This is a genomic window from Rhizobium sp. BK313 (assembly GCF_014193655.1).
In the GTDB taxonomy this organism is placed as follows: Bacteria; Pseudomonadota; Alphaproteobacteria; order Rhizobiales; family Rhizobiaceae; genus Rhizobium.
In genome coordinates this window covers 541530-560387 of record NZ_JACHZQ010000003.1, presented here as the reverse complement: position 1 = coordinate 560387, position 18858 = coordinate 541530, and the positions used below count along the sequence as shown (strand labels likewise).

The following is an 18858-nucleotide window of genomic DNA, read 5'->3' as shown; positions in this document are numbered from 1 at the left end:
CAAGGGCCTTTTTCGAGCCCGTGTTCGTTAAATCTGAACCAAATTCATGACGGGATGGTCACATCTCCGTGCAGATCCAGCCGATCTTGACAGTTTCAGCCAATTCGGAACATTCATCGAACATTCGGATATTATTGCGAACGTGATTCGTCACCGATTCCGTTTTCGCCGCCTGCCGTCCGAAGCCTTCAGGAGAGACCATGACCGCTGCCTATCTGGAAAAGCTGAACCCGGAGCAGCGGCTGGCGGTGGAGCACGGCACGACTGTCGAAGGCAGCCATATCGCCGGGCCGCTGTTGGTGATCGCCGGTGCCGGTTCCGGCAAGACCAATACGCTTGCTCATCGCGTTGCACATCTGATCGTCAAAGGCGCCGATCCCCGCCGCATCCTGCTGATGACCTTTTCTCGCCGCGCCGCGGCCGAAATGGGTCGGCGCGTCGAGCGCATCTGTCGTGAGGTGCTTGGCGCCAATGCCGGCATCATGGCCGATGCGCTTGCCTGGACCGGCACGTTCCACGGCATCGGTGCGAGACTTTTGCGCGATTACGCCGAACAGATCGGCCTCGACCCGGCCTTCACGATCCATGACCGCGAAGACAGCGCCGACCTGATGAACCTCGTGCGCCACGAGCTCGGTTTCTCCAAGCTGGAAAGCCGCTTTCCGACCAAGGCGACTTGTCTCGCCATCTATTCCCGCGCCGTCAATTCGGAAACGCCGCTCGAAGAGATGCTGCGCGATTTCTTCCCCTGGTGCGCGGCCTGGGACAAGCAGTTGCGCGACCTCTTCGCGGCCTATGTCGAAGCCAAGCAGACGCAGAATGTGCTCGATTACGACGATCTGCTGCTCTATTGGGCGCATATGCTGCACGAACCGCTGATCGCCGAAGATATCGGCGGCCACTTCGACCACGTGCTCGTCGACGAATATCAAGATACCAACCGGCTGCAGTCGTCGATCCTGATGGCGCTGAAACCTGACGGTCAAGGGTTGACCGTCGTCGGCGACGATGCACAGTCGATCTATTCCTTCCGCGCGGCCACGGTGCGCAATATCCTCGACTTCCCGACCTCTTTTACTCCCGCCGCCAACATCGTCACGCTCGATCGCAATTACCGCTCGACGCAACCGATTCTGGCCGCCGCCAATGCGGTGATCGACCTTGCCTCCGAGCGTTTCACGAAGAACTTGCGCACTGAGCGGCAAAGCGCGCAACGCCCGCGGCTGGTAACGGTGCGCGACGAAAGCGATCAGGCGCGATATGTTGCCGACCAGGTGTTGGAAAATCGCGAGAGCGGCGCAAAGCTCAAGCAGCAGGCCGTGCTTTTCCGCGCCTCGCATCACAGCGGACCGCTGGAGGTGGAACTTACCCGCCGCAACATTCCCTTCGTCAAATTCGGCGGATTGAAGTTTCTCGATAGCGCCCATGTCAAGGATATGCTGGCCGCCCTTCGCTTTGCCCAGAACCCGCGCGATCGCGTTGCCGGCTTCCGGCTGATGCAACTCCTTCCGGGCGTAGGCCCCTCGACCGCGCAACGCGTGCTCGACCATATCGGGGAGCATGCCAGTCCGATGGCGGCGCTTGCCGATTTTCCGGCGCCGCCGCGCTCGGGGGAGGACTGGACTAGTTTCGTTGCGACCATGCAGGAGCTGAAGGGTGGCAAGGCGGGATGGCCGGCGGAAATCGGCCTCGTGCGACAATGGTACGAACCGCATCTGGAGCGGGCGCACGAGGATGCGGCAACGCGTCAGGCTGACCTCATCCAGCTCGAGCAGATCGCCGGCGGCTACGGCTCGCGCGAGCGCTTCCTCACCGAATTGACGCTCGATCCGCCTGATGCCACCAGCGACCAGGCCGGCGTGCCGCTGCTCGACGAGGATTACCTCATCCTCTCGACCATACATTCCGCCAAGGGCCAGGAATGGACGAAAGTGTTCATCCTCAACGCTGTGGATGGCTGCATCCCGGCCGATCTCGCCGTCGGATCATCCTCCGAGATCGAGGAGGAACGGCGGCTGCTTTATGTCGCCATGACTCGCGCCAAGGACGGCCTCGATCTCATCATCCCGCAGCGTTTCTTCACCCACGGCCAACATGCACAGGGCGATCGGCACGTCTTCGCCTCGCGCACCCGCTTCATTCCGGTGACGCTCCTGCAATTCTTCGAGGTCTGTGGTTGGCCGCAGGCGCGGGCGGAAAGCGCGGCAGCGATCCAGGCGCGGCAAGTACGCGTCGATGTCGGGGCGCGGATGCGCGGCATGTGGCGGTAGTTTCAGGCCAGCTCCCGGAACATCTCGATGATCGCTGAGAAATCGCGGCCGCCATTGCCCTGTTTCTCGAAGAGCCCGTAGAGCTGTGCCGCTTCAGCACCCAGAGGCGTCGACGCGCCGCTCGACAGAGCCGCCTCCTGCGACAGACGCAGGTCCTTCAGCATCAAGGCTGCCGAGAAGCCGGGCTTATAGTCGTTGTTGGCGGGCGAGGTCGGCACGGGCCCGGGCACCGGGCAATAGGTGTTGATCGACCAGCATTGGCCTGAGGACGTCGAAGCAACGTCGAACAGGGCTTGGTGCGACAGGCCAAGTTTTTCGCCGAGCACGAAGGCTTCGCAGACACCGATCATGGAAATGCCGAGGATCATGTTGTTGCAGATCTTCGCTGCCTGGCCAGCGCCGGCATCGCCACAATGGACGATCTTTCGGCCCATGACTTCGAGCAGCGGTCTGGCGCCTTCAAAACTTTCCGGCGAACCGCCGGCCATGAAGGTGAGCGTTCCGGCTGCAGCGCCGCCCGTACCGCCCGAGACCGGAGCGTCGAGCGACAGGCAACCGGCATCATCAGCCATGGCATGGGCCTTGCGAGCGCTATCGACATCGATGGTCGAGCTGTCGATCAGCAAGGTACCCTTCGGTACGGAACGCAGGATATCGGTCCAAACCGTCAGCACATGCTGACCCTTCGGGAGCATGGTGATAACAGCTTCAGCATCGGCCAACGCCTCCGTCAGCACGTTTGCGGCCTTGACGCCCGTCGCCTCCGCAGCCTTCAGCACATCATGCGCCAGATCGAAGCCAAAAACGTCATGGCCGGCCTTGACGAGATTGGCGGCCATGGGACCGCCCATATTACCGAGCCCGATGAATGCGATCCGTGTCATGATGCTTTCCTCCCATTATTTTCACGCCGCGAAAAGCGGCGGCTGCGCCGGCATGAAGAAGCGATCGATGGCGATATCCTCGACCTCGGCAAGGCTTGCCGGCGACCATTTCGGGTTGCGATCCTTGTCGATGACAGCGGCGCGGACGCCTTCATAAAAGTCGGGATTATACAGTATCCCCAGGCAGGCGCCGAGTTCGCGGTTCAAGCATTCAGCGAGGCTCACGCTGTTGCGCCCGGCACGCAAGAGCCTCAGGGTCAACTTCAGGCTGGTCGGCGAGCGGGTGGTGATCATTTGCAAGGTTTCAGCGGCAAAATCGCCGGGTTCCCGCCCCAATGCTCCCAGGATATCCTCGACCGTATCCTGTGCGAAAGCGCGGTCGACTGTTTCGCGGTTGCCGAGCAGGCGATTTTCGCCGGGAACGATCGCCATGCCCTGAATCACCCCATGCACGTCGGCCGGCGATGTGGCGGCTGATAACGCACCGATCGCCTCGATCAGTGCCGGTAGATCGGAAGACGCAATACAGTGATCGGCCAACCGTGCGTGAATCGCGTCGGCGGCATTGATGGCGAGGCCGGTCAGGCCCATCCAGGTACCGGCTTCGCCAGGCGCCCGCGGCAGCAGCCAGGTGGCGCCGACGTCGGGGAAATAGCCGATACCGGTTTCCGGCATGGCTAGCCGGGTGCGCTCGGTGACGACACGATGGCTGCCATGAGCGGATAGCCCGACACCACCACCCATGGTGATGCCGTCCATCAGCGCCACATAGGGTTTGGGATAGTGGGCAATGGCATGGTTGAGGTGAAATTCCTCGCGCCAGAATGTCTCGGCTTCCGCGGAGCCCCGTTTGCCGCTTTCATGCAACAGGCGGATATCGCCGCCGGCACAAAAGGCGCGCTCGCCCTCCCCCTTGACGATGACGCTGGCGATCGAGGGATCGGCTGCGAAATCACCAAGAGCCGATGCAATCGCCCGGATCATCGGCAATGTCAGGCTGTTCAGCGCCTGCGGCCGATTGAGACGAATGAGACCCGCCGATCCCTGACGCTGGATGATGACCTCGTCTATCCCGTGCATTCGAAACTCCGTATCCCTGCCTCCACCCATCAATAGACGCTCAGCGGTTGTCGGCAAGGATCATCTCCGCGGCTTTCTCGGCGATCATGATGGTCGGCGAGTTGGTATTGCCCGAGGTAATCGACGGCATGACCGAGGCGTCGGCGATCCGAAGCCTTGCTAGCGCTCGAAACCGCAGGCGCGGATCGACCACGCTTTGCGGATCGCTGCCCATGCGGCAAGTGCCCACCGGGTGAAAAATCGTCGTGCCGATATCGCCGGCGGCGCGCTCGAGATCGGCGTCGGTCTCGTAGGAGGGACCGGGCTTGAATTCCTCAGGCTTGAATTTGGCGAAAGACGGCTGCGCCACGATCCGTCGCGTCAAGCGGATAGAGCGCACAGCGATCTCGCGGTCGCGCAATGCCGAAAGATAGTTTGGGCTGATCTTTGGCTGGGCGGTGAATTCAGGGCTCTGGATGTGTACAGAACCGCGGCTCTCCGGCCTCAGATTGCAGACGCTGGCGGTGATCGCCGGAAAGGGATGGATGGGATCGCCGAACTTATCGAGCGAGACCGGTTGCACATGATACTGCAGGTCCGGCGTTTCCTTGTCGGGGCCGGAGCGAGTGAAGATGCCGAGCTGGCTCGGCGCCATCGCCATCGGCCCGGAGCGGCGCACTAGATATTCCAGCCCGATCGCCGCTTTGCCGAGCAATTTGGTCGCCTTCTCGTTCAAGGTCGGGACGCCCGTAACCTTGTAGGCCATGCGCAATTGCAAGTGATCCTGCAGGTTCTCGCCGACCGCCTTGACTTCGCGCACCACCTCGATGCCGGCCTGGCTCAATACGTCGCCGCGGCCGATGCCGGAGAGTTCCAAAATCTGCGGCGAGCCGATCGCGCCGGCGGACAGAACCGTCTCCTTGTCGGCGTAGGCGCGCTTCGTCATGCCGTCATGCTGGAATTCGACACCGGTGACGGCATTGTCCTCGATGAGCAAGCGGCACACCTGCGCTTTGGTGAAGACGGTGAGATTGCCCTGCTTCAGCGCCGGCCGCAGGAAGGCCTTCGCAGTATTCCAGCGGATACCGGATCGTTGGTTGACGTCGAAATAGCCGGAACCCTCATTGTTGCCGCGATTGAAATCTGCCGTCTCCGGAATGCCGGCTTCGCGTGCGGCCGCCTGGAAGGCGTCGAGCACGGCCCACCGCACGCGGGCCTTCTCGACCCGCCATTCGCCGCCAGCGCCATGCATCTCGTCCTTGCCTTTGTAGTGATCCTCAGACTTTACGAAGTAAGGCAGCACATCGTCCCAGCCCCAGCCGGCGCAGCCGAGTTGCCGCCAGAGATCGTAATCGCGCGCCTGGCCACGCATATAGATCATGCCATTGATCGAGGAGCTGCCGCCGAGCACCTTGCCGCGTGGATAGTTCAGCGAGCGGCCATTCAGCCCGGCTTCAGGCGCGGTGGTGAAACACCAGTCGGTGCGGGGATTGTTGATGCAATAGAGATAGCCGACCGGGATGTGGATCCAGTGATAATTGTCGCTGCCTCCCGCTTCCAACAGCAGCACCTTGTTATTGCGATCCGCCGATAGCCGGTTGGCGAGCACACAGCCGGCACTGCCGGCCCCAATGATGATGTAGTCGAAGCGATCCATATCCTGCCATCCGGCCGCCTGTCAGCGGCGATACTCAAATCCCAGCTTCCGCCCCAGCCGCGAGGCGTAGAACTCGCCGATGACGCCGCGGCGGAAGAGCAGGACGCAGACCATGAAGACAATGCCGGTGATGATGGTCACCGGGAATTCCGAGGTCGCGAGATAGTTTTCCAGCGTTGCCACGAAGCCTGCGCCGAAAATTGGGCCGATCAAGGTGCCGATGCCACCAAGCAAGGTCATCAGGATCACTTCGCCGGACATCTGCCAGGCAACATCGGTCAAGGTGGCGAACTGGAAGACCAGCGCCTTTACCGCGCCGGCAAGCCCAGCAAGTGCCGCCGACATGACGAAGGCGCCGAGTTTGTAACGAGCCACGGAATAGCCAAGCGAAATCGCCCGCTGCTCGTTTTCCCGGATCGATTTAAGGATCATGCCAAAGGGCGAATTGATGAAGCGCCAGATGATCAGCACGCCGATGATGAACACCGCCAGCACGAAATAGTACATGTTGAAGGAGTTGTTGAGATCGATGACGCCGAAAAGATAGCCGCGCGGCACCGACTGAATGCCGTCTTCGCCCTGGGTGAACTTCGCCTGAAGGCAGAAGAAATAGAACATGTAGGACAACGCCAGCGTGATCATGGCGAAATAGATGCCCTGACGGCGGATGGCGACGAAGCCCATGATCAGGCCCAGCAGCGCCGCGCCCGCAACCCCGATCAGGATGCCGAGTTCCGGTGGTACGCCCCACTCCTTCACCGCATGCGCCGTGAAGTAGGCCGCTCCGCCGAAGAAGGTGGCGTGGCCAAAGGACAGAAGGCCGGTATAGCCGAGCAGCAGATTAAAGGCACAAGCGAACAGCGCGAAGCAAAGCACCTTCATGACGAAGATGGGATAGATGAAAAACGGCGCCCAGATCAACAGAACCAGGCCGACCACCAGAAAGCCCTTCTGGACTGACGACGACGGGCGGCGACTTTTGGATTTCAGCGTATCGGTCATATCAGCCATGTCACGCATCCCGGCCAAAAAGGCCCGCGGGCCTGAGGAGCAGCACTATCGCCATGATCACGAAGATGACGATGTTGGACGCCTCAGGATAAAAGACCTTTGTCAGGCCTTCCGCCACGCCGAGCAAATAGCCTGTGACGATGGCGCCCATGATCGAGCCCATGCCGCCGACGACAACCACGGCAAAGACGATGATGATTATGTTCGATCCCATCAGCGGCGAGACCTGATAGATCGGCGCGGCCAGCACGCCTGCAAGGGCGGCGAGCGCGACACCGAAGGCATAGGTCAGCGTCAGAAGCACCGGCACGTTGACGCCGAAGACCTGCACGAGCACCGAATTTTCCGTTGCGGCACGCAGATAGGCGCCAAGCTTGGTCTTCTCGATCAGCAGCCAGGTGCCAATGCAGACAACAAGCGACACGACAATTACCCAGCCGCGATAGATCGGCAGGAACATGAAGCCGAGATTGACGCCTCCCGCCAGCGCCGTCGGCACGGCATAGGGCTGGCCCGAAGAACCGTAGAGATAGCGGAACGTGCCTTCGATGGTCAGCGCCATGCCGAAGGTGAAGAGCAGGCCGTAGAGCGGATCGACCTTGTAGAGCCGGCGCAGGCACAACCGCTCGACGACAGCACCGAACAGACCGACAATCAGCGGCGCCAGCACAAGTGACGGCCAATAGCCGATGCCGGCATAAGCGAGCAGCAGATAGGCGGTGAAGGCGCCAAGCATATAAATTGCACCGTGGGCGAAATTGATCACCCGCAGCATGCCGAAGATGATCGCGAGCCCGAGGCTCAAGAGCGCATAGAAGGAACCGTTGATCAGCCCGATCAGCAATTGTCCGAGGAGCGCCTGCACCGGGATACCGAATATCATGGTCATGGCGTCAGACCCCCAGAACCTTGTGCAGCATACCCATCCGCTCCGGCAATTCGCCGACCGGAAATTCCGCGACCATCTGGCCATGATCCATCAGATAGAAGCGATCGGCAATGCGGCTGGCAAAGCGGAAATTCTGCTCGACCAGCAGAATTGTCATGCCGCGTTCCTTCAGCTTCTTCAGCACCTCGCCGATGCGCTGGACGATCACCGGCGCCAGACCCTCCGTCGGCTCGTCGAGCAGCAACATGCGCACGCCGGTACGCAGGATGCGGGCCATGGCAAGCATCTGCTGCTCGCCGCCGGAGAGTTTCGTGCCTGGGCTGTTGCGGCGCTCGTGTAGATTGGGAAACAGCTCGAAAATCTCATCGACCGTCATCCCGCCTTGGGCGACCACGGGTGGCAGCATCAGGTTTTCATGAACACTGAGCGTCGAGAAAATGCCACGCTCCTCCGGCACGAAACCGATGCCTCTATGCGCCGTTTTGTGCAGCGGCACCTGCATCATGTCGGCGCCGGCAAAGGCGATCTTGCCCTTGCGCGCCCGGACGATGCCAACGATCGTCCGCAGCGTCGTCGTCTTGCCGACGCCATTGCGGCCGAGAATGGTAATGGTCTCGCCCTCGCCGACCTTCATGTCGACGCCATGCAATATGTGGCTTTCGCCATACCAGGCATTGAGACCCTGGACTTCGAGCAGTGCCGCCATCCTATCCCTCCTCCGTGCCCATATAGGCCTCTCGGACGCGCGGGTCCTGGCTGACCGTGGCATAGTTGCCCTCGGCGAGAATCTCGCCGCGCTGGAGTACGGTGACATGGTGGCAGATATCTGCGACGACGGAGAGATTGTGCTCCACCATCAGCACCGCCCGGTCACGCGCCACATTGCGGATGATGGCGGAGACGGTATTGACATCCTCCAGCCCCATGCCGGCCATCGGCTCGTCGAGCAGCAGCACCTTGGGATCAAGTGCCAAGGTCGTCGCGATCTCCAGCACGCGCTTGCGGCCATAGGAGAGATCGGCGGCGATGGCATTGCGCTCCTTCGTCAGGCCGACCGCTGCAAGCAGTTGCTCGGCACGATCGTCGAGACTCGCCAGCGCCGAGATCGGCCGCCAGAATTGATGCGCCAGATTGTTCGGCCGCTGCAGGGCGACGCGGACATTGTCGAGCACGGAGAGATGCGGAAAGACGGCCGAAATCTGGAAGGAGCGCACCAGCCCCATGCGCGCCACCTTGTCCGGCTTCGTCTTGGTAATATCGGTGCCGAGCAGCGTGATCGTCCCATGCGTCGGCTGCAGGAACTTGGTCAACAGGTTGAACACCGTCGTCTTGCCGGCACCGTTCGGGCCGATCAGCGCGTGCACACAGGCATGGCGCACATCGAGATCGACATTCTTGACGGCCGTGAAGCCGCCGAAATCGCGACGGAGGCCGCGGGCGGATAAAACCACCCGTGGCTCTTCCTGTTGCTCTGTCGCAGAGACCGCCATCGGCTGATCGCAACCTTACTGTTTGACGAGATCGCAGCCGCTCTTGGCCGGATCGATATAGGCTTCCTTGCCGGGAATCGTCGCCAGCACGTTATAGTAGTCCCAGTCGCCCTTGCTCTCCTCCGGTTTCTTGACCTGGAGCAGGTACATGTCGTGGATCATGCGGCCGTTGGGGGCGACCGTGCCGCCGCGACCGAAGACGTCATCCACCGGCATTTCGTGCAGTTCCTTCGCGACCGCTTCGGTATCGTCGGTGCCGGCCTTCTGCACGGCCTTCAGATATTGGAGCACGGCGGAATAGGTGCCGGTGTGGATCATGTTCGGCATTTTGCCGGTGCGATCGAAGAAGCGCTTGCCGAACTTGCGGCTTTCGTCATCGCGATTCCAATAGTAGCCCTCGGTCAGCGTCAGGCCTTGAGCCGCCTGCAGGCCGAGACCATGGACTTCGGCGAGCGTGAAGAGCAGCGCCGCCAGATGCTGGCCGCCCTGGGTGATGCCGAATTCGGACGCCTGCTTGATGGCGTTCGAGGTGTCGAGACCGGCATTGGCAAGGCCGATGACCTTGGCGCCGGACGATTGTGCTTGCAGCAGGAAGGACGAGAAATCGTTAGTCGACAGCGGATGGCGCACCGAACCCAGGATCTTGCCGCCGTTCGCCTTGACGAAATCGCCGGTCTGCTGCTCCAGCGAATAACCGAAGGCATAGTCGGCGGTCAGGAAGAACCAGGTATCGCCGCCCTGCTTGACCAGCGCGCCGCCTGTACCGACTGCGAGTGCATGCGTGTCATAGGCCCAATGGAAACCATAGGGCGAGCATTGCTTGCCAGTGAGATCGGTCGTGGCTGCACCGGTGACGATATCGATTTTCTTCTTTTCCTTGGCGATCGCCTGCACCGCCAACGCCACCGACGAGGTCGTCAGCTCCATGATAGCGTCGACCTTGTCGGTGTCATACCATTGGCGGGCGATGTTCGAGGCGATATCGGGCTTGTTCTGATGGTCGGCATCGACGATCTCGATCGGTACGCCCAGCACCTTGCCGCCGAAATCCTCGACCGCCATCTTGGCTGCCTCCACAGAGGACTTGCCGCCGAAGTCGGCGTAGACGCCCGATTGGTCGTTTAGAATCCCGATCTTCACCACACCGTCGGACGCGCCAGCGGCAAACGCCGCAGTGCTGGTTGCCAGTAGAAGTGCCAGGGACGCAATGAGACTCTTTCGCATATCCTCTCCTCCCAGAGATTTGGCAAAAATGAATCTGTTCAAAATTGGCCAGCCGTTCTCCTCAAAACGACTTTCCTGTCCTTCAAGATCATTGAAATCGTCCGTTGACGCAAGTGAAGTTTACAATTAATTCCAAACAGTGTCTGTTCATTTTTGAACAGAAAGGGAGGCATGAAGAGCACGCCGCATTTCACCTGGGACGACCTGCAGTTCTTTCTGGCCGTGGCACGGACCGGACAGCTCTCGACCGCCGCCCGGCAATTGCGGACCAGCCACGCCACCGTCTCGCGCCGTATCGACCGGCTGGAATTTTCACTTCAGGTCAAACTCTTCGAGCGCAATCCGCGCGGCTATATGCTGACAGGCATGGGTCAGCGGTTCGTCGACACGGCCGAGCGGATGGAGCAGGAAACCGAGCGGCTGCGCTCAGACCTGACGGCCGGGTCGGCGGCGCAGCGCGGCGTGGTGCGCATCAGCGCGCCGGAAGGTTTCTCCAATTTCTTCTTCACCACCATGCTGCCGGAGTTCACCGCGCGGTACCCGAACATTTCGCTGGAGTTGGTGACGATCCAACAGATCATGTCGCTATCGCGCAAGGAAGCCGATATCGTCGTCGTGCTCGACCCGCCGAAAGCCGGCCCTTATTTCACCGAGAAACTGACCGATTACCATCTGCAGGTCTATGGGTCACGGGAGTACCTAGCCAGCCACCCGCCGGTCGAGAGCCGCGATGATCTGCCGGAGCATGCCTTCATCGGCTACATCGAAGACATGATCTTCGCGCCCGGCCTCGATTATCTCGGCGACATCCATCCGCGCATCAAGCCGCAGTTCCAGAGTTCCAGCATCTTTGCGCAGTTGTCGGCCACGAAGAACGGGCTTGGGCTCTGCGTGCTGCCTTTCTTCATCGCCAGCCGGCATCCGGATCTGCAGATGGTGCTGCCTGACGAAGTCGACCTGAAGCGCCACTACTGGATCACCTGCCATCGCGATCTCAGGCAATCGCCGCGCGTGCGCACGGTCATCGATTTCCTCATGGATGCGGTACGCCGCAACGCGCCGGCCTTTCTTGGGCAAGGGCAAGCGTCAGCTTAGGCACTCGCCAAGCGCCGCGCCTCGACGCCGGTCTCACTCGCCTCGGCAAAAGCGATCGCGTCATGCAGGCGCAGCGGCCTGGAAAAATGATAGCCCTGCGCCAACCGCACCCCGAAAGCATGCAGCGCCTCGGCAATAGCAAGACTCTCGACGCCTTCAGCGACCGAAGCAATGCCGAGATTGCGGCAGAGATTGGCAACCGAGCGGGTGATGTTCATGCAGCGAACGTCGCGGTCGAACTGCATGACGAAGCTCTTGTCGATCTTGATCTTGTCGAACTCCAGCCGGTGGACATGGCTGAGGCTGGAAAAACCGGTGCCGAAGTCGTCGAGCGCAATGGTGATGCCGGCGGCGCGCAGCAGGCCGATAACCTCATAGGCCGTGTCGAAATCCGACAACAAAGCCGTTTCGGTGATCTCGAATTCGATGCGGCGCGGATCGATCTTGGCGCCATGGATCATGCCGAGCAGGGCCATCGAAGTCTCATGGTCGCAGATATCGCGCGCTGAGAGGTTGAAAGACATGCGCAACGGCGGCGGCATGATCGACAATGCCTTTAGCGCCTCGGCGAAAAGAATGCGGGTCATCTTGCCGATCATCGCCGTGCGCTCGGCAGCGGGAATGAAGGCGTCAGGGCTGACGCGGCCGAGGCGGGCGCTGTTCCAGCGCGCCAAGGCTTCGAAGCCGACGACATGGCCGTCATCGAGATCGATAATCGGCTGGTATTCCAACGACAATTCCCGGGCGAAATTGTCGCTCTGCAATTCCAGCTCGATCAGGTGCCGTTGCTGGAGGATCTCTTCGAGATCGTGGGAGAAGAACTCGACACTGCCGTTACGGCGGCTCTTGACTTGATAGAGGGCGAAGTCCGCCTTTTCATACAGCTGTTCGGCCGTGTGGCCGCCGCCCTCCGGAACGACGATGCCGCAGGAGCCGGAAATACGGATGGAGCCACCGGGCACATCGTAGGGTTCGCGCAGTGCCGCGCAGAAAGCCTGTCCCATCTCGGAGACACAACTGCGGCTGAGATCGCTCGGAAAAATCACGCCGAATTCGTCGCCGCCAAGGCGCGCAATGGTGCCTTTGCCGCCCATAAGCGCCACGAAACGTTCGGCGGTCTGCTTCAACACGAGATCGCCGGCGGCATGGCCAAAGACGTCGTTGACCGGCTTGAAACCGTCGAGATCGACAAGACCGATGATCGGCGGCTCCTCCGGCCGTTGCTGCAACAAATCCTGCAGTTCGCGAAAGAAGCTGCGGCGATTGGCAAGGCCGGTCAATTGATCCTGCAGCGCATTGCGGCTGTTGATGAGGTTCAGCCGTTCGGCTTCCGTCTGCTTGTCGCCAAGTTCCTTCGTCAGTCGCACCAGACCCGCAAAGTTCTGGAAATAGCTGTTGATGACGCGGATGAAGGGAAAGGAGAGGAAAATGACGCTGGTCGCCGTCGCCACGAACACGGAATTGCCGGAGAACATGAAGGTGACGACCATGAAAGAAAAGGTGATCGCCGTCGTCAGCAGTGCTGCGGCCGGCAGATGCATCAGGCAAAGGACACAGGAGATGCCCGTCACGACTAGGAAATAGGCGACCTGACCCTGCTGATAGGCATTGCCATATTGATAAAGTGCGACGGCCCAAGCGCCGAAAGCAAAGGTCAGCACGCCGGCGAGGACGATTGTTCGACGCATGACCCTATAGGCCCGATCCCCGCTGATGCAGTCCTGGCCGTGTATCTGCCACCAGACGATACGGAAAACACAGAGGACGCTCAGGCCGACCGGCACATAAAGCGCCAGCCACATCGGCGCGGTGTGGATATGGGTGATCGCCACGGCCAGGGCGTTGATGACCAAAAGAATATAAAGGACAGGTATCTGTGACGACAGCGCTTTGTATTGCGCCACCAGAAACGTCGGATTCTCTTTCTGCAGGCGCAGGCCTGAAAGCAAGTTTCTCATGGTTTCCTTCCCCCAACGCATAAAAAACCACAAAAAACTTGATTTTCAGTTATTTTTATTTGGAAATATTGCTAAGTATACCGCACATTTGTGCATTTGCGTTCAGGTATAGAGATTTTCTTATATGATCTCAGCGCCAGAGATCTCAGATGCTGGGTGCTGCGAACACCTTACGCAAGCCACTGGCGTCAAAACCGGATCTATGGGCAAGGTAGATTTCCCACTCCAGCGACGAACGCACGATCGTCTCCATGCAATTATATTTCGGCGCCCAACCCAACTCGCGATGGGCGAGCGTCGCGTCGGCGACGACGCTGGCGGCGTCGCCCGGCCGGCGTGGCGCCATGTGAATCCGGAAAGCGCGGCCATAGACGCGCATGACCATGTTCAGGACGTCGAGCACCGAATAACCCATGCCATAACCGCAATTGGCGACAATCGGTCGGCCGCCGTTTCTCAGATGCTGCAGCGCCATCAGATGCGCGTCGACGAGGTCTGAGACATGGATGTAGTCGCGCACGCCGGTGCCGTCATGTGTCGGATAGTCGGTGCCGTAGATATCCACCTGACGGCGGCGGCCGAGGGCCGCTTCGCAGGCAACCTTGATTAAATGGGTTGCGCCGTCGGTCGATTGACCGGCCCGCCCCTTCGGATCGGCGCCGGCGACGTTGAAATAGCGTAGCGCCACATAGCTGAAATCGTAAGCGGCGGCGGCATCGCGCAGCATCAGCTCAGACATCAGCTTGGACTGGCCGTAGGGCGTTTCCGGCCGAAGCGGCGCGCCTTCCTGCACCGGTTCGCTGGACGGCTGTGGGCCGTAGACGGCGGCGGTTGAGGAGAAGACGAAGTGGCGAATGCCGGCGTTGATCGCCGCGCTCACCAGGATGCGGGTCTTACCGGTGTTGTTGTCATAATAAGCCAGCGGATCTTCGATCGAAGCCGGCACGACGGCGGAGCCGGCGAAATGAATGATGGCGTCGATATCATTTTCCGCGAAGATCTTCTGCAGCAACGTTTCATCGGCGACATCGCCGAGATAGAAGCGTGCCGCTGGCGCGACCGCCCAGCGAAAGCCGGTGGAAAGACGGTCGATGACGACCACATCCTCACCTGCGTCCAGCAATTTCCAGACCATATGGCTGCCGATATACCCGGCACCGCCCGTTACCAACACTGTCATTCTTCGCGCCCCTGCAAAGTCATACAGGCAACATATGCGGCTCGCTTTCTTACGGATTTGATTAAAAGCGGGGGTCTGTCGGGCCGCCGGGAAGGGAAGATTGTTCCTATGGTTAGGTGGGTTTTTCCAGGATCGGTTGGATTTTATCGATCTCGATCCGGCAGACGAAAAACCCGGCGCTACAGCCGGGTTTTGTCAATATGTCAGCAAGGAAGCCGGGCCGTTATAAACTCAAGATATACCGACTCAGCCGCTCAGCGGCATCCGCCACCTGCGCAGGATCGCGCAGGAAACAGGCGCGCATGAAGAGCTCGCCGCCTTTGCCGAAGGCTGTTCCGGGCGCCAGGCCGACGCCGGTCTTGTCGACGATATCGAGGGCGGCCCTGCGGCTGTCGGTGACGCCGTCGATCTTCAGGAATGAATAGAGGGCGCCATCGGGCTTCAGCGTGTGAACGCGGTTGGTAGCGATCAGCGCGTCGCAGAGGATGTCACGCGAGCGCGCCGCCTTGGCAATGTTTGCGCGGAGGAAATCGTCGCCTTCGTTCAACGCGGCAACGGCGCCCTTCTGCATGAACTGCGCCACGCCGGAGGTCGAGTACTGCACCAGGTTTTCGATTACCTGGCCAAGCTCGGCGGGCGCCACGATCCAGCCGACCCGCCAGCCTGTCATCGACCAGTTCTTCGAGAAGGAATTGACGAACATGATCCTGTCGCCAGCCTCCTTGACGTCGAGGAAGGAGGGTGCCCGGCCGCCGGCGTAATAATAAAGTGCGTAGATCTCGTCGGCCATGATCCAAAGGCCATGCTGGCGAGCCAACGCCAGGATGTCTGCCAGATCCTCGTGCGTCGCCGTCCAGCCGGTCGGGTTCGACGGCGTGTTGATGAACAAGCCCTTGGTCTTCGGCGTGATCGCCGCTTTCAGCCGTTCGAGATCGAGTGTCCACCTGCCGTTTTCGAATTGCAGAGGAACGCCGATCGACCGCGCGCCGGCGATCTCCAGCGCGGCCGCGATATTCGGCCATGCGGGCGACAGATAGATCATCTCGTCGCCGGGCGAGGTGATTGCCTGCACCGAGAGCTGGATCGCCTGCATGCCGGAACCGGTGGCGTAAAAATGCTCCATCGGCAGGGACACGCCGAAGTGGCGGCTATAGTAATCCGACAGAGCCTGGCGCAGCTCCGGAATGCCGCGCTGCCAAGTATAGAAGGTTTCGCCGGCACTAAGCGAGGCCATGGCGGCGCGATTGATGAAATCCGGCGTCGGCAGATCGCCTTCGCCGACCCAGAGCGGCAGCAGGCCGTCGCGGCCACGGGCATAATTGACGACTTCTACGATCCCGCTTTCTGGTGCGGCCAGCGCACGCGGGCTGAGGCTATTCAATATCGACATGCAAAGTCTCCGGTTTTCGCCTTCTTAGAGCAATTCGGCGCACAAATCCTATGACTTTGCCTGAGCGACCAATCGATTTTCGTGATAAATGAAGCCCCGACCGCTGATAGGTCGAGGCTTGAAGACGAGGGCCTGAAAAAGCGCCTCAGACGGCGGGGCGCTTGGCCAAGAGATCACGGATTTCGGTGAGCAACTGGACATCGGCCGGCGGTGGCGCTGCCTCCGCCGCCTTCTCTTCCTTGCGTTCGACCTGCTTGCGCAGCGCGTTCACGCCCTTCACCATCAGGAATATGATCCAGGCGAGGATAAGGAAATTGATGAGGACGGTGATGAAACTGCCGTAGGCGAACACTGCGCCTTGCGCGCGAGCAGCGGCGAGCGACGGCGCATTGACCGTCGACGACAGCGGAAGGAAATAGTTCGAAAAATCGAAGCCGCCAAAAATCGCGCCTACGATCGGCATGATGATATCGTCAACCAGCGACTTGACGATACCGCCAAAGGCGCCGCCGATGATGACGCCGACCGCGAGATCCATGACATTGCCGCGGGCAATGAAAGCCTTGAACTCATTGAGCATCGAATGATCCCCTTTGCGTTGCCGTTGAATCTATTCGACAACCATTAGCATCATCTTTGTGTCTATTCTTCAATAGCGAAATAGCGCCATGGAGAAGTTGATGCTGTCTATCCCAAGGGATTTCTTTACGGCCGCACTTTTTCAAGTGCGATCGCCGCAGGTTGGTTGTTGGTCGGTTACATGCAACGCAGCCTGGCCGTCAGAAGAAAACGAGCCACGATCGAGAGCAACGGCCCGAACGCATCAATTTCACGACTTGGCCGCACCTTCCGGCATCACCCGAGAGATCAGGCCGCGAACATAGTCCCTGCTCGGCACCTGATCGAAGAGGATGCGGTACATGATCGGAGAGACAACGAAGTCCATCAGTTCGGTGAGCGTCGGGAATGCCTCGCCCTGCTCTTCCGCCCGGGCGACGATGAGGCGCAATTGCTGCTGCGTATAGCTGCAGCATTTTTCCGCGTTCGCCGTGTCTGATACCGCCAGGACATCGCGGATCATCTGCCGGCCTGCGCCAGAGGACATTTCGTCGGCATATTGCTCGGCCCAGGCCTGCAGGTCGGTCCTGGCGCTGCCGGTCCTCTGCGGTTCCGTTTCCGGCTGCAGCCGCGAGGCGGCAACGGCGGCGAGCAATTCCTGCAGATCACCCCAGCGGCGGTAGATCGTCGATGGCGTCACATTGGCGCGCTGCGCGATGAGTGGGATCGTCACGTCGGCGCGATCCATCCCTGTCAACATCTCGCGAACCGCATGATGCACTGCGGCCTGGACCCTGGCGCTGCGTCCGCCTGGACGCGGATTTTCCTTTGAAACCATAATCTTATGCCAATCTTTCCCTTTGTTGCCGATATCGCATCGGGAGCAGCGACTCTCGCTAACGCAAATTATTTGCTTTTAGCCATGCGGCGCGCTACATGTGCTTAACGCAACATTTTTGCTTTAAGCCAGGATATAGTCGATGACCACGATCGAATCCACCACCAATTCAGTGCTGCCGCTTAGCCGCCGGCTGGCGCCTTTCTACCATGCCGCCACCAGCGCCACTTTCTTTGCCGCCTCCTCCGCGCCGACGCCGCTCTATCGGATCTACCAGCAGGCCTTCGCCTTCTCGCCGGTGCTGATCACGGTGATCTTCGCCGTCCATGCCTTCGCTCTCCTCATTTCCCTGTTGATCTTCGGCTCCATCTCCGATCATCTCGGACGACGGCCAGTGATCTTTGTCTCGCTGCTCCTCAATATGGTGGCGACGGCGCTGTTTTTAACCGCCGATGGACCGAATTGGCTGATTGCCGCACGCATCGTGCAAGGCTTCGCCACGGGGGCCGCGGCAGCCTCGATCGGCGCCGCCCTCGTCGATCTCGATCCCGCCAAGGGTTCGGCGACCAATAGCGTCGCGCCGCTGGCCGGCATGGCGATCGGTGCCCTTGGAACCAGTGCTTTGGTGCAATATGCGCCGGCGCCGACACTTCTCGTCTATGCGATCGTGCTTGTTCTTCTCGTGGTACAAGCCACCCTGATTTGGACGACGCCCGAAACGACCCGCCGCAGGGCCGGCCTGATAGCCTCGCTGAGGCCCGAGGTGGCTATCCCGCCGCAGGTGCGCCGGACACTCTTTGCACTGACACCGATCAATGTCGCGGTCTGGGCGCTCGGCGGCTTCTATCTCTCGCTGGTTCCATCATTGATCAGCGCCACTACCGGCAGCACCGCGCCCCTTGTCGGGGGCTCAGTCGTCGCCGCACTGACAGTCAGTGGTGCTGCTTCCGTGTTTTTATTGCGCAAAAGGCCTGCGGCTACCGCACTGACCTTCGGCATATCGACCATGACGCTCGGCATTCTTGCCGTTGTCGCGGGCGTGCATTCGGCCGAGGTGCCGGTCCTTATCGCCGGCACGCTGATTGCGGGCGCCGGCTTCGGCGCCAATTTCCTGGGTGCCGTGCGCAGCATCATGCCATTGGCCAAGCCCGATGAACGTGCCGGCCTGCTCTCGGCCTTCTACATCCAAAGCTACCTCGCCTTCAGCCTGCCCGCCATTTTGGCCGGGTTCCTGTCGAAGACAGTTGGATTTACGGCAACGACGGATATCTATGCCGCCGCTATCCTGGTCCTGGTGGGCGGTGGCGTAGTGGCGCTGCGAGCGGGCCGGGAGAGAGCCGCGACTGCGTAAACTT

General features: G+C 60.5%; 16 protein-coding genes. 3 read left to right on the top strand and 13 right to left on the bottom strand.

Features of this window, described 5'->3' with window-relative positions; all coding sequences use genetic code 11:
• The first annotated feature begins 200 nt into the window (after nt 1-200).
• Complete coding sequence (locus FHT86_RS19135; RefSeq protein WP_133708399.1) at nt 201-2270, top strand: ATP-dependent helicase; 2070 nt, start codon at nt 201-203, stop codon at nt 2268-2270.
• 2 nt (nt 2271-2272) lie between these two features.
• Here the strand turns inward: FHT86_RS19135 and mmsB are convergent, their stop codons facing one another.
• From mmsB to FHT86_RS19095, 8 genes are read right to left on the bottom strand one after another with little or no spacing between them, the layout of a single operon-like run.
• On the bottom strand, nt 2273-3154 hold the full coding sequence (gene mmsB / locus FHT86_RS19130) for a 3-hydroxyisobutyrate dehydrogenase (protein ID WP_133708398.1): 882 nt from the start codon (nt 3152-3154) through the stop codon (nt 2273-2275).
• A gap of 21 nt (nt 3155-3175) precedes the next feature.
• On the bottom strand, nt 3176-4234 hold the full coding sequence (locus FHT86_RS19125) for an enoyl-CoA hydratase/isomerase family protein (protein ID WP_133708397.1): 1059 nt from the start codon (nt 4232-4234) through the stop codon (nt 3176-3178).
• Nucleotides 4235-4274: 40 nt separating this feature from the next.
• The gene (locus FHT86_RS19120) at nt 4275-5870 is read right to left on the bottom strand and encodes a GMC family oxidoreductase (protein WP_133708396.1); all 1596 of its coding nucleotides are present in this window, start codon (nt 5868-5870) and stop codon (nt 4275-4277) included.
• 21 nt (nt 5871-5891) lie between these two features.
• Nucleotides 5892-6881, bottom strand: coding sequence for a branched-chain amino acid ABC transporter permease (locus FHT86_RS19115; RefSeq protein WP_133708395.1), 990 nt, complete (start codon nt 6879-6881; stop codon nt 5892-5894).
• A gap of 1 nt (nt 6882) precedes the next feature.
• Nucleotides 6883-7770, bottom strand: a complete 888-nt coding sequence (locus tag FHT86_RS19110; protein ID WP_133708394.1) for a branched-chain amino acid ABC transporter permease — start codon at nt 7768-7770, stop codon at nt 6883-6885.
• A gap of 4 nt (nt 7771-7774) precedes the next feature.
• A complete protein-coding gene (locus FHT86_RS19105; RefSeq protein WP_133708393.1) occupies nt 7775-8476 on the bottom strand; it encodes an ABC transporter ATP-binding protein in 702 nt (233 codons plus the stop codon).
• 1 nt (nt 8477) lies between these two features.
• Nucleotides 8478-9260 carry an ABC transporter ATP-binding protein gene (locus FHT86_RS19100; protein ID WP_133708392.1) on the bottom strand — a complete coding sequence of 261 codons (783 nt, stop codon included), beginning with the start codon at nt 9258-9260 and terminating at the stop codon, nt 8478-8480.
• A gap of 15 nt (nt 9261-9275) precedes the next feature.
• On the bottom strand, nt 9276-10484 hold the full coding sequence (locus tag FHT86_RS19095) for an ABC transporter substrate-binding protein (protein WP_133708391.1): 1209 nt from the start codon (nt 10482-10484) through the stop codon (nt 9276-9278).
• Nucleotides 10485-10655: 171 nt separating this feature from the next.
• Between FHT86_RS19095 and FHT86_RS19090 the strand changes: the two genes are divergently transcribed.
• Nucleotides 10656-11579 (top strand): LysR family transcriptional regulator, encoded by a 924-nt coding sequence (locus FHT86_RS19090; protein WP_133708390.1) that lies wholly within the window; start codon nt 10656-10658, stop codon nt 11577-11579.
• On the opposite strand, the gene FHT86_RS19085 is transcribed toward FHT86_RS19090, so the two are convergent.
• From FHT86_RS19085 to FHT86_RS19065, 5 genes are all read right to left on the bottom strand, one after another.
• Entirely contained in the window at nt 11576-13537 is a 1962-nt protein-coding gene (locus tag FHT86_RS19085) for a putative bifunctional diguanylate cyclase/phosphodiesterase (RefSeq protein WP_133708389.1), read from the bottom strand. The genes FHT86_RS19090 and FHT86_RS19085 overlap by 4 nt on opposite strands.
• 145 nt (nt 13538-13682) lie before the next feature.
• A complete protein-coding gene (gene galE, locus FHT86_RS19080) occupies nt 13683-14717 on the bottom strand; it encodes a UDP-glucose 4-epimerase GalE (RefSeq protein ID WP_133708388.1) in 1035 nt (344 codons plus the stop codon).
• Nucleotides 14718-14940: 223 nt separating this feature from the next.
• Entirely contained in the window at nt 14941-16107 is a 1167-nt protein-coding gene (locus FHT86_RS19075) for a pyridoxal phosphate-dependent aminotransferase (protein WP_133708387.1), read from the bottom strand.
• A gap of 145 nt (nt 16108-16252) precedes the next feature.
• On the bottom strand, nt 16253-16687 hold the full coding sequence (mscL, locus tag FHT86_RS19070) for a large conductance mechanosensitive channel protein MscL (protein ID WP_133708386.1): 435 nt from the start codon (nt 16685-16687) through the stop codon (nt 16253-16255).
• 249 nt (nt 16688-16936) lie between these two features.
• Nucleotides 16937-17503, bottom strand: coding sequence for a TetR/AcrR family transcriptional regulator (locus FHT86_RS19065; RefSeq protein WP_133708385.1), 567 nt, complete (start codon nt 17501-17503; stop codon nt 16937-16939).
• A 142-nt stretch (nt 17504-17645) separates the two neighbouring features.
• On the opposite strand from FHT86_RS19065, the gene FHT86_RS19060 reads away from it, so the two are divergent.
• Nucleotides 17646-18854 carry an MFS transporter gene (locus FHT86_RS19060; RefSeq protein ID WP_133708384.1) on the top strand — a complete coding sequence of 403 codons (1209 nt, stop codon included), beginning with the start codon at nt 17646-17648 and terminating at the stop codon, nt 18852-18854.
• Nucleotides 18855-18858: the final 4 nt, after the last annotated feature.

Excerpts from the sequence above, each read along its gene's own strand:
- FHT86_RS19135 (WP_133708399.1), top strand. The coding sequence starts at position 201 with ATGACCGCTGCCTATCTGGAAAAGCTGAACCCGGAGCAGCGGCTGGCG.
- mmsB (WP_133708398.1), bottom strand. The coding sequence starts at position 3,154 with ATGACACGGATCGCATTCATCGGGCTCGGTAATATGGGCGGTCCCATG.
- FHT86_RS19125 (WP_133708397.1), bottom strand. The coding sequence starts at position 4,234 with ATGCACGGGATAGACGAGGTCATCATCCAGCGTCAGGGATCGGCGGGT.
- FHT86_RS19120 (WP_133708396.1), bottom strand. The coding sequence starts at position 5,870 with ATGGATCGCTTCGACTACATCATCATTGGGGCCGGCAGTGCCGGCTGT.
- FHT86_RS19115 (WP_133708395.1), bottom strand. The coding sequence starts at position 6,881 with ATGGCTGATATGACCGATACGCTGAAATCCAAAAGTCGCCGCCCGTCG.
- FHT86_RS19110 (WP_133708394.1), bottom strand. The coding sequence starts at position 7,770 with ATGACCATGATATTCGGTATCCCGGTGCAGGCGCTCCTCGGACAATTG.
- FHT86_RS19105 (WP_133708393.1), bottom strand. The coding sequence starts at position 8,476 with ATGGCGGCACTGCTCGAAGTCCAGGGTCTCAATGCCTGGTATGGCGAA.
- FHT86_RS19100 (WP_133708392.1), bottom strand. The coding sequence starts at position 9,260 with ATGGCGGTCTCTGCGACAGAGCAACAGGAAGAGCCACGGGTGGTTTTA.
- FHT86_RS19095 (WP_133708391.1), bottom strand. The coding sequence starts at position 10,484 with ATGCGAAAGAGTCTCATTGCGTCCCTGGCACTTCTACTGGCAACCAGC.
- FHT86_RS19090 (WP_133708390.1), top strand. The coding sequence starts at position 10,656 with ATGAAGAGCACGCCGCATTTCACCTGGGACGACCTGCAGTTCTTTCTG.
- FHT86_RS19085 (WP_133708389.1), bottom strand. The coding sequence starts at position 13,537 with ATGAGAAACTTGCTTTCAGGCCTGCGCCTGCAGAAAGAGAATCCGACG.
- galE (WP_133708388.1), bottom strand. The coding sequence starts at position 14,717 with ATGACAGTGTTGGTAACGGGCGGTGCCGGGTATATCGGCAGCCATATG.
- FHT86_RS19075 (WP_133708387.1), bottom strand. The coding sequence starts at position 16,107 with ATGTCGATATTGAATAGCCTCAGCCCGCGTGCGCTGGCCGCACCAGAA.
- mscL (WP_133708386.1), bottom strand. The coding sequence starts at position 16,687 with ATGCTCAATGAGTTCAAGGCTTTCATTGCCCGCGGCAATGTCATGGAT.
- FHT86_RS19065 (WP_133708385.1), bottom strand. The coding sequence starts at position 17,503 with ATGGTTTCAAAGGAAAATCCGCGTCCAGGCGGACGCAGCGCCAGGGTC.
- FHT86_RS19060 (WP_133708384.1), top strand. The coding sequence starts at position 17,646 with ATGACCACGATCGAATCCACCACCAATTCAGTGCTGCCGCTTAGCCGC.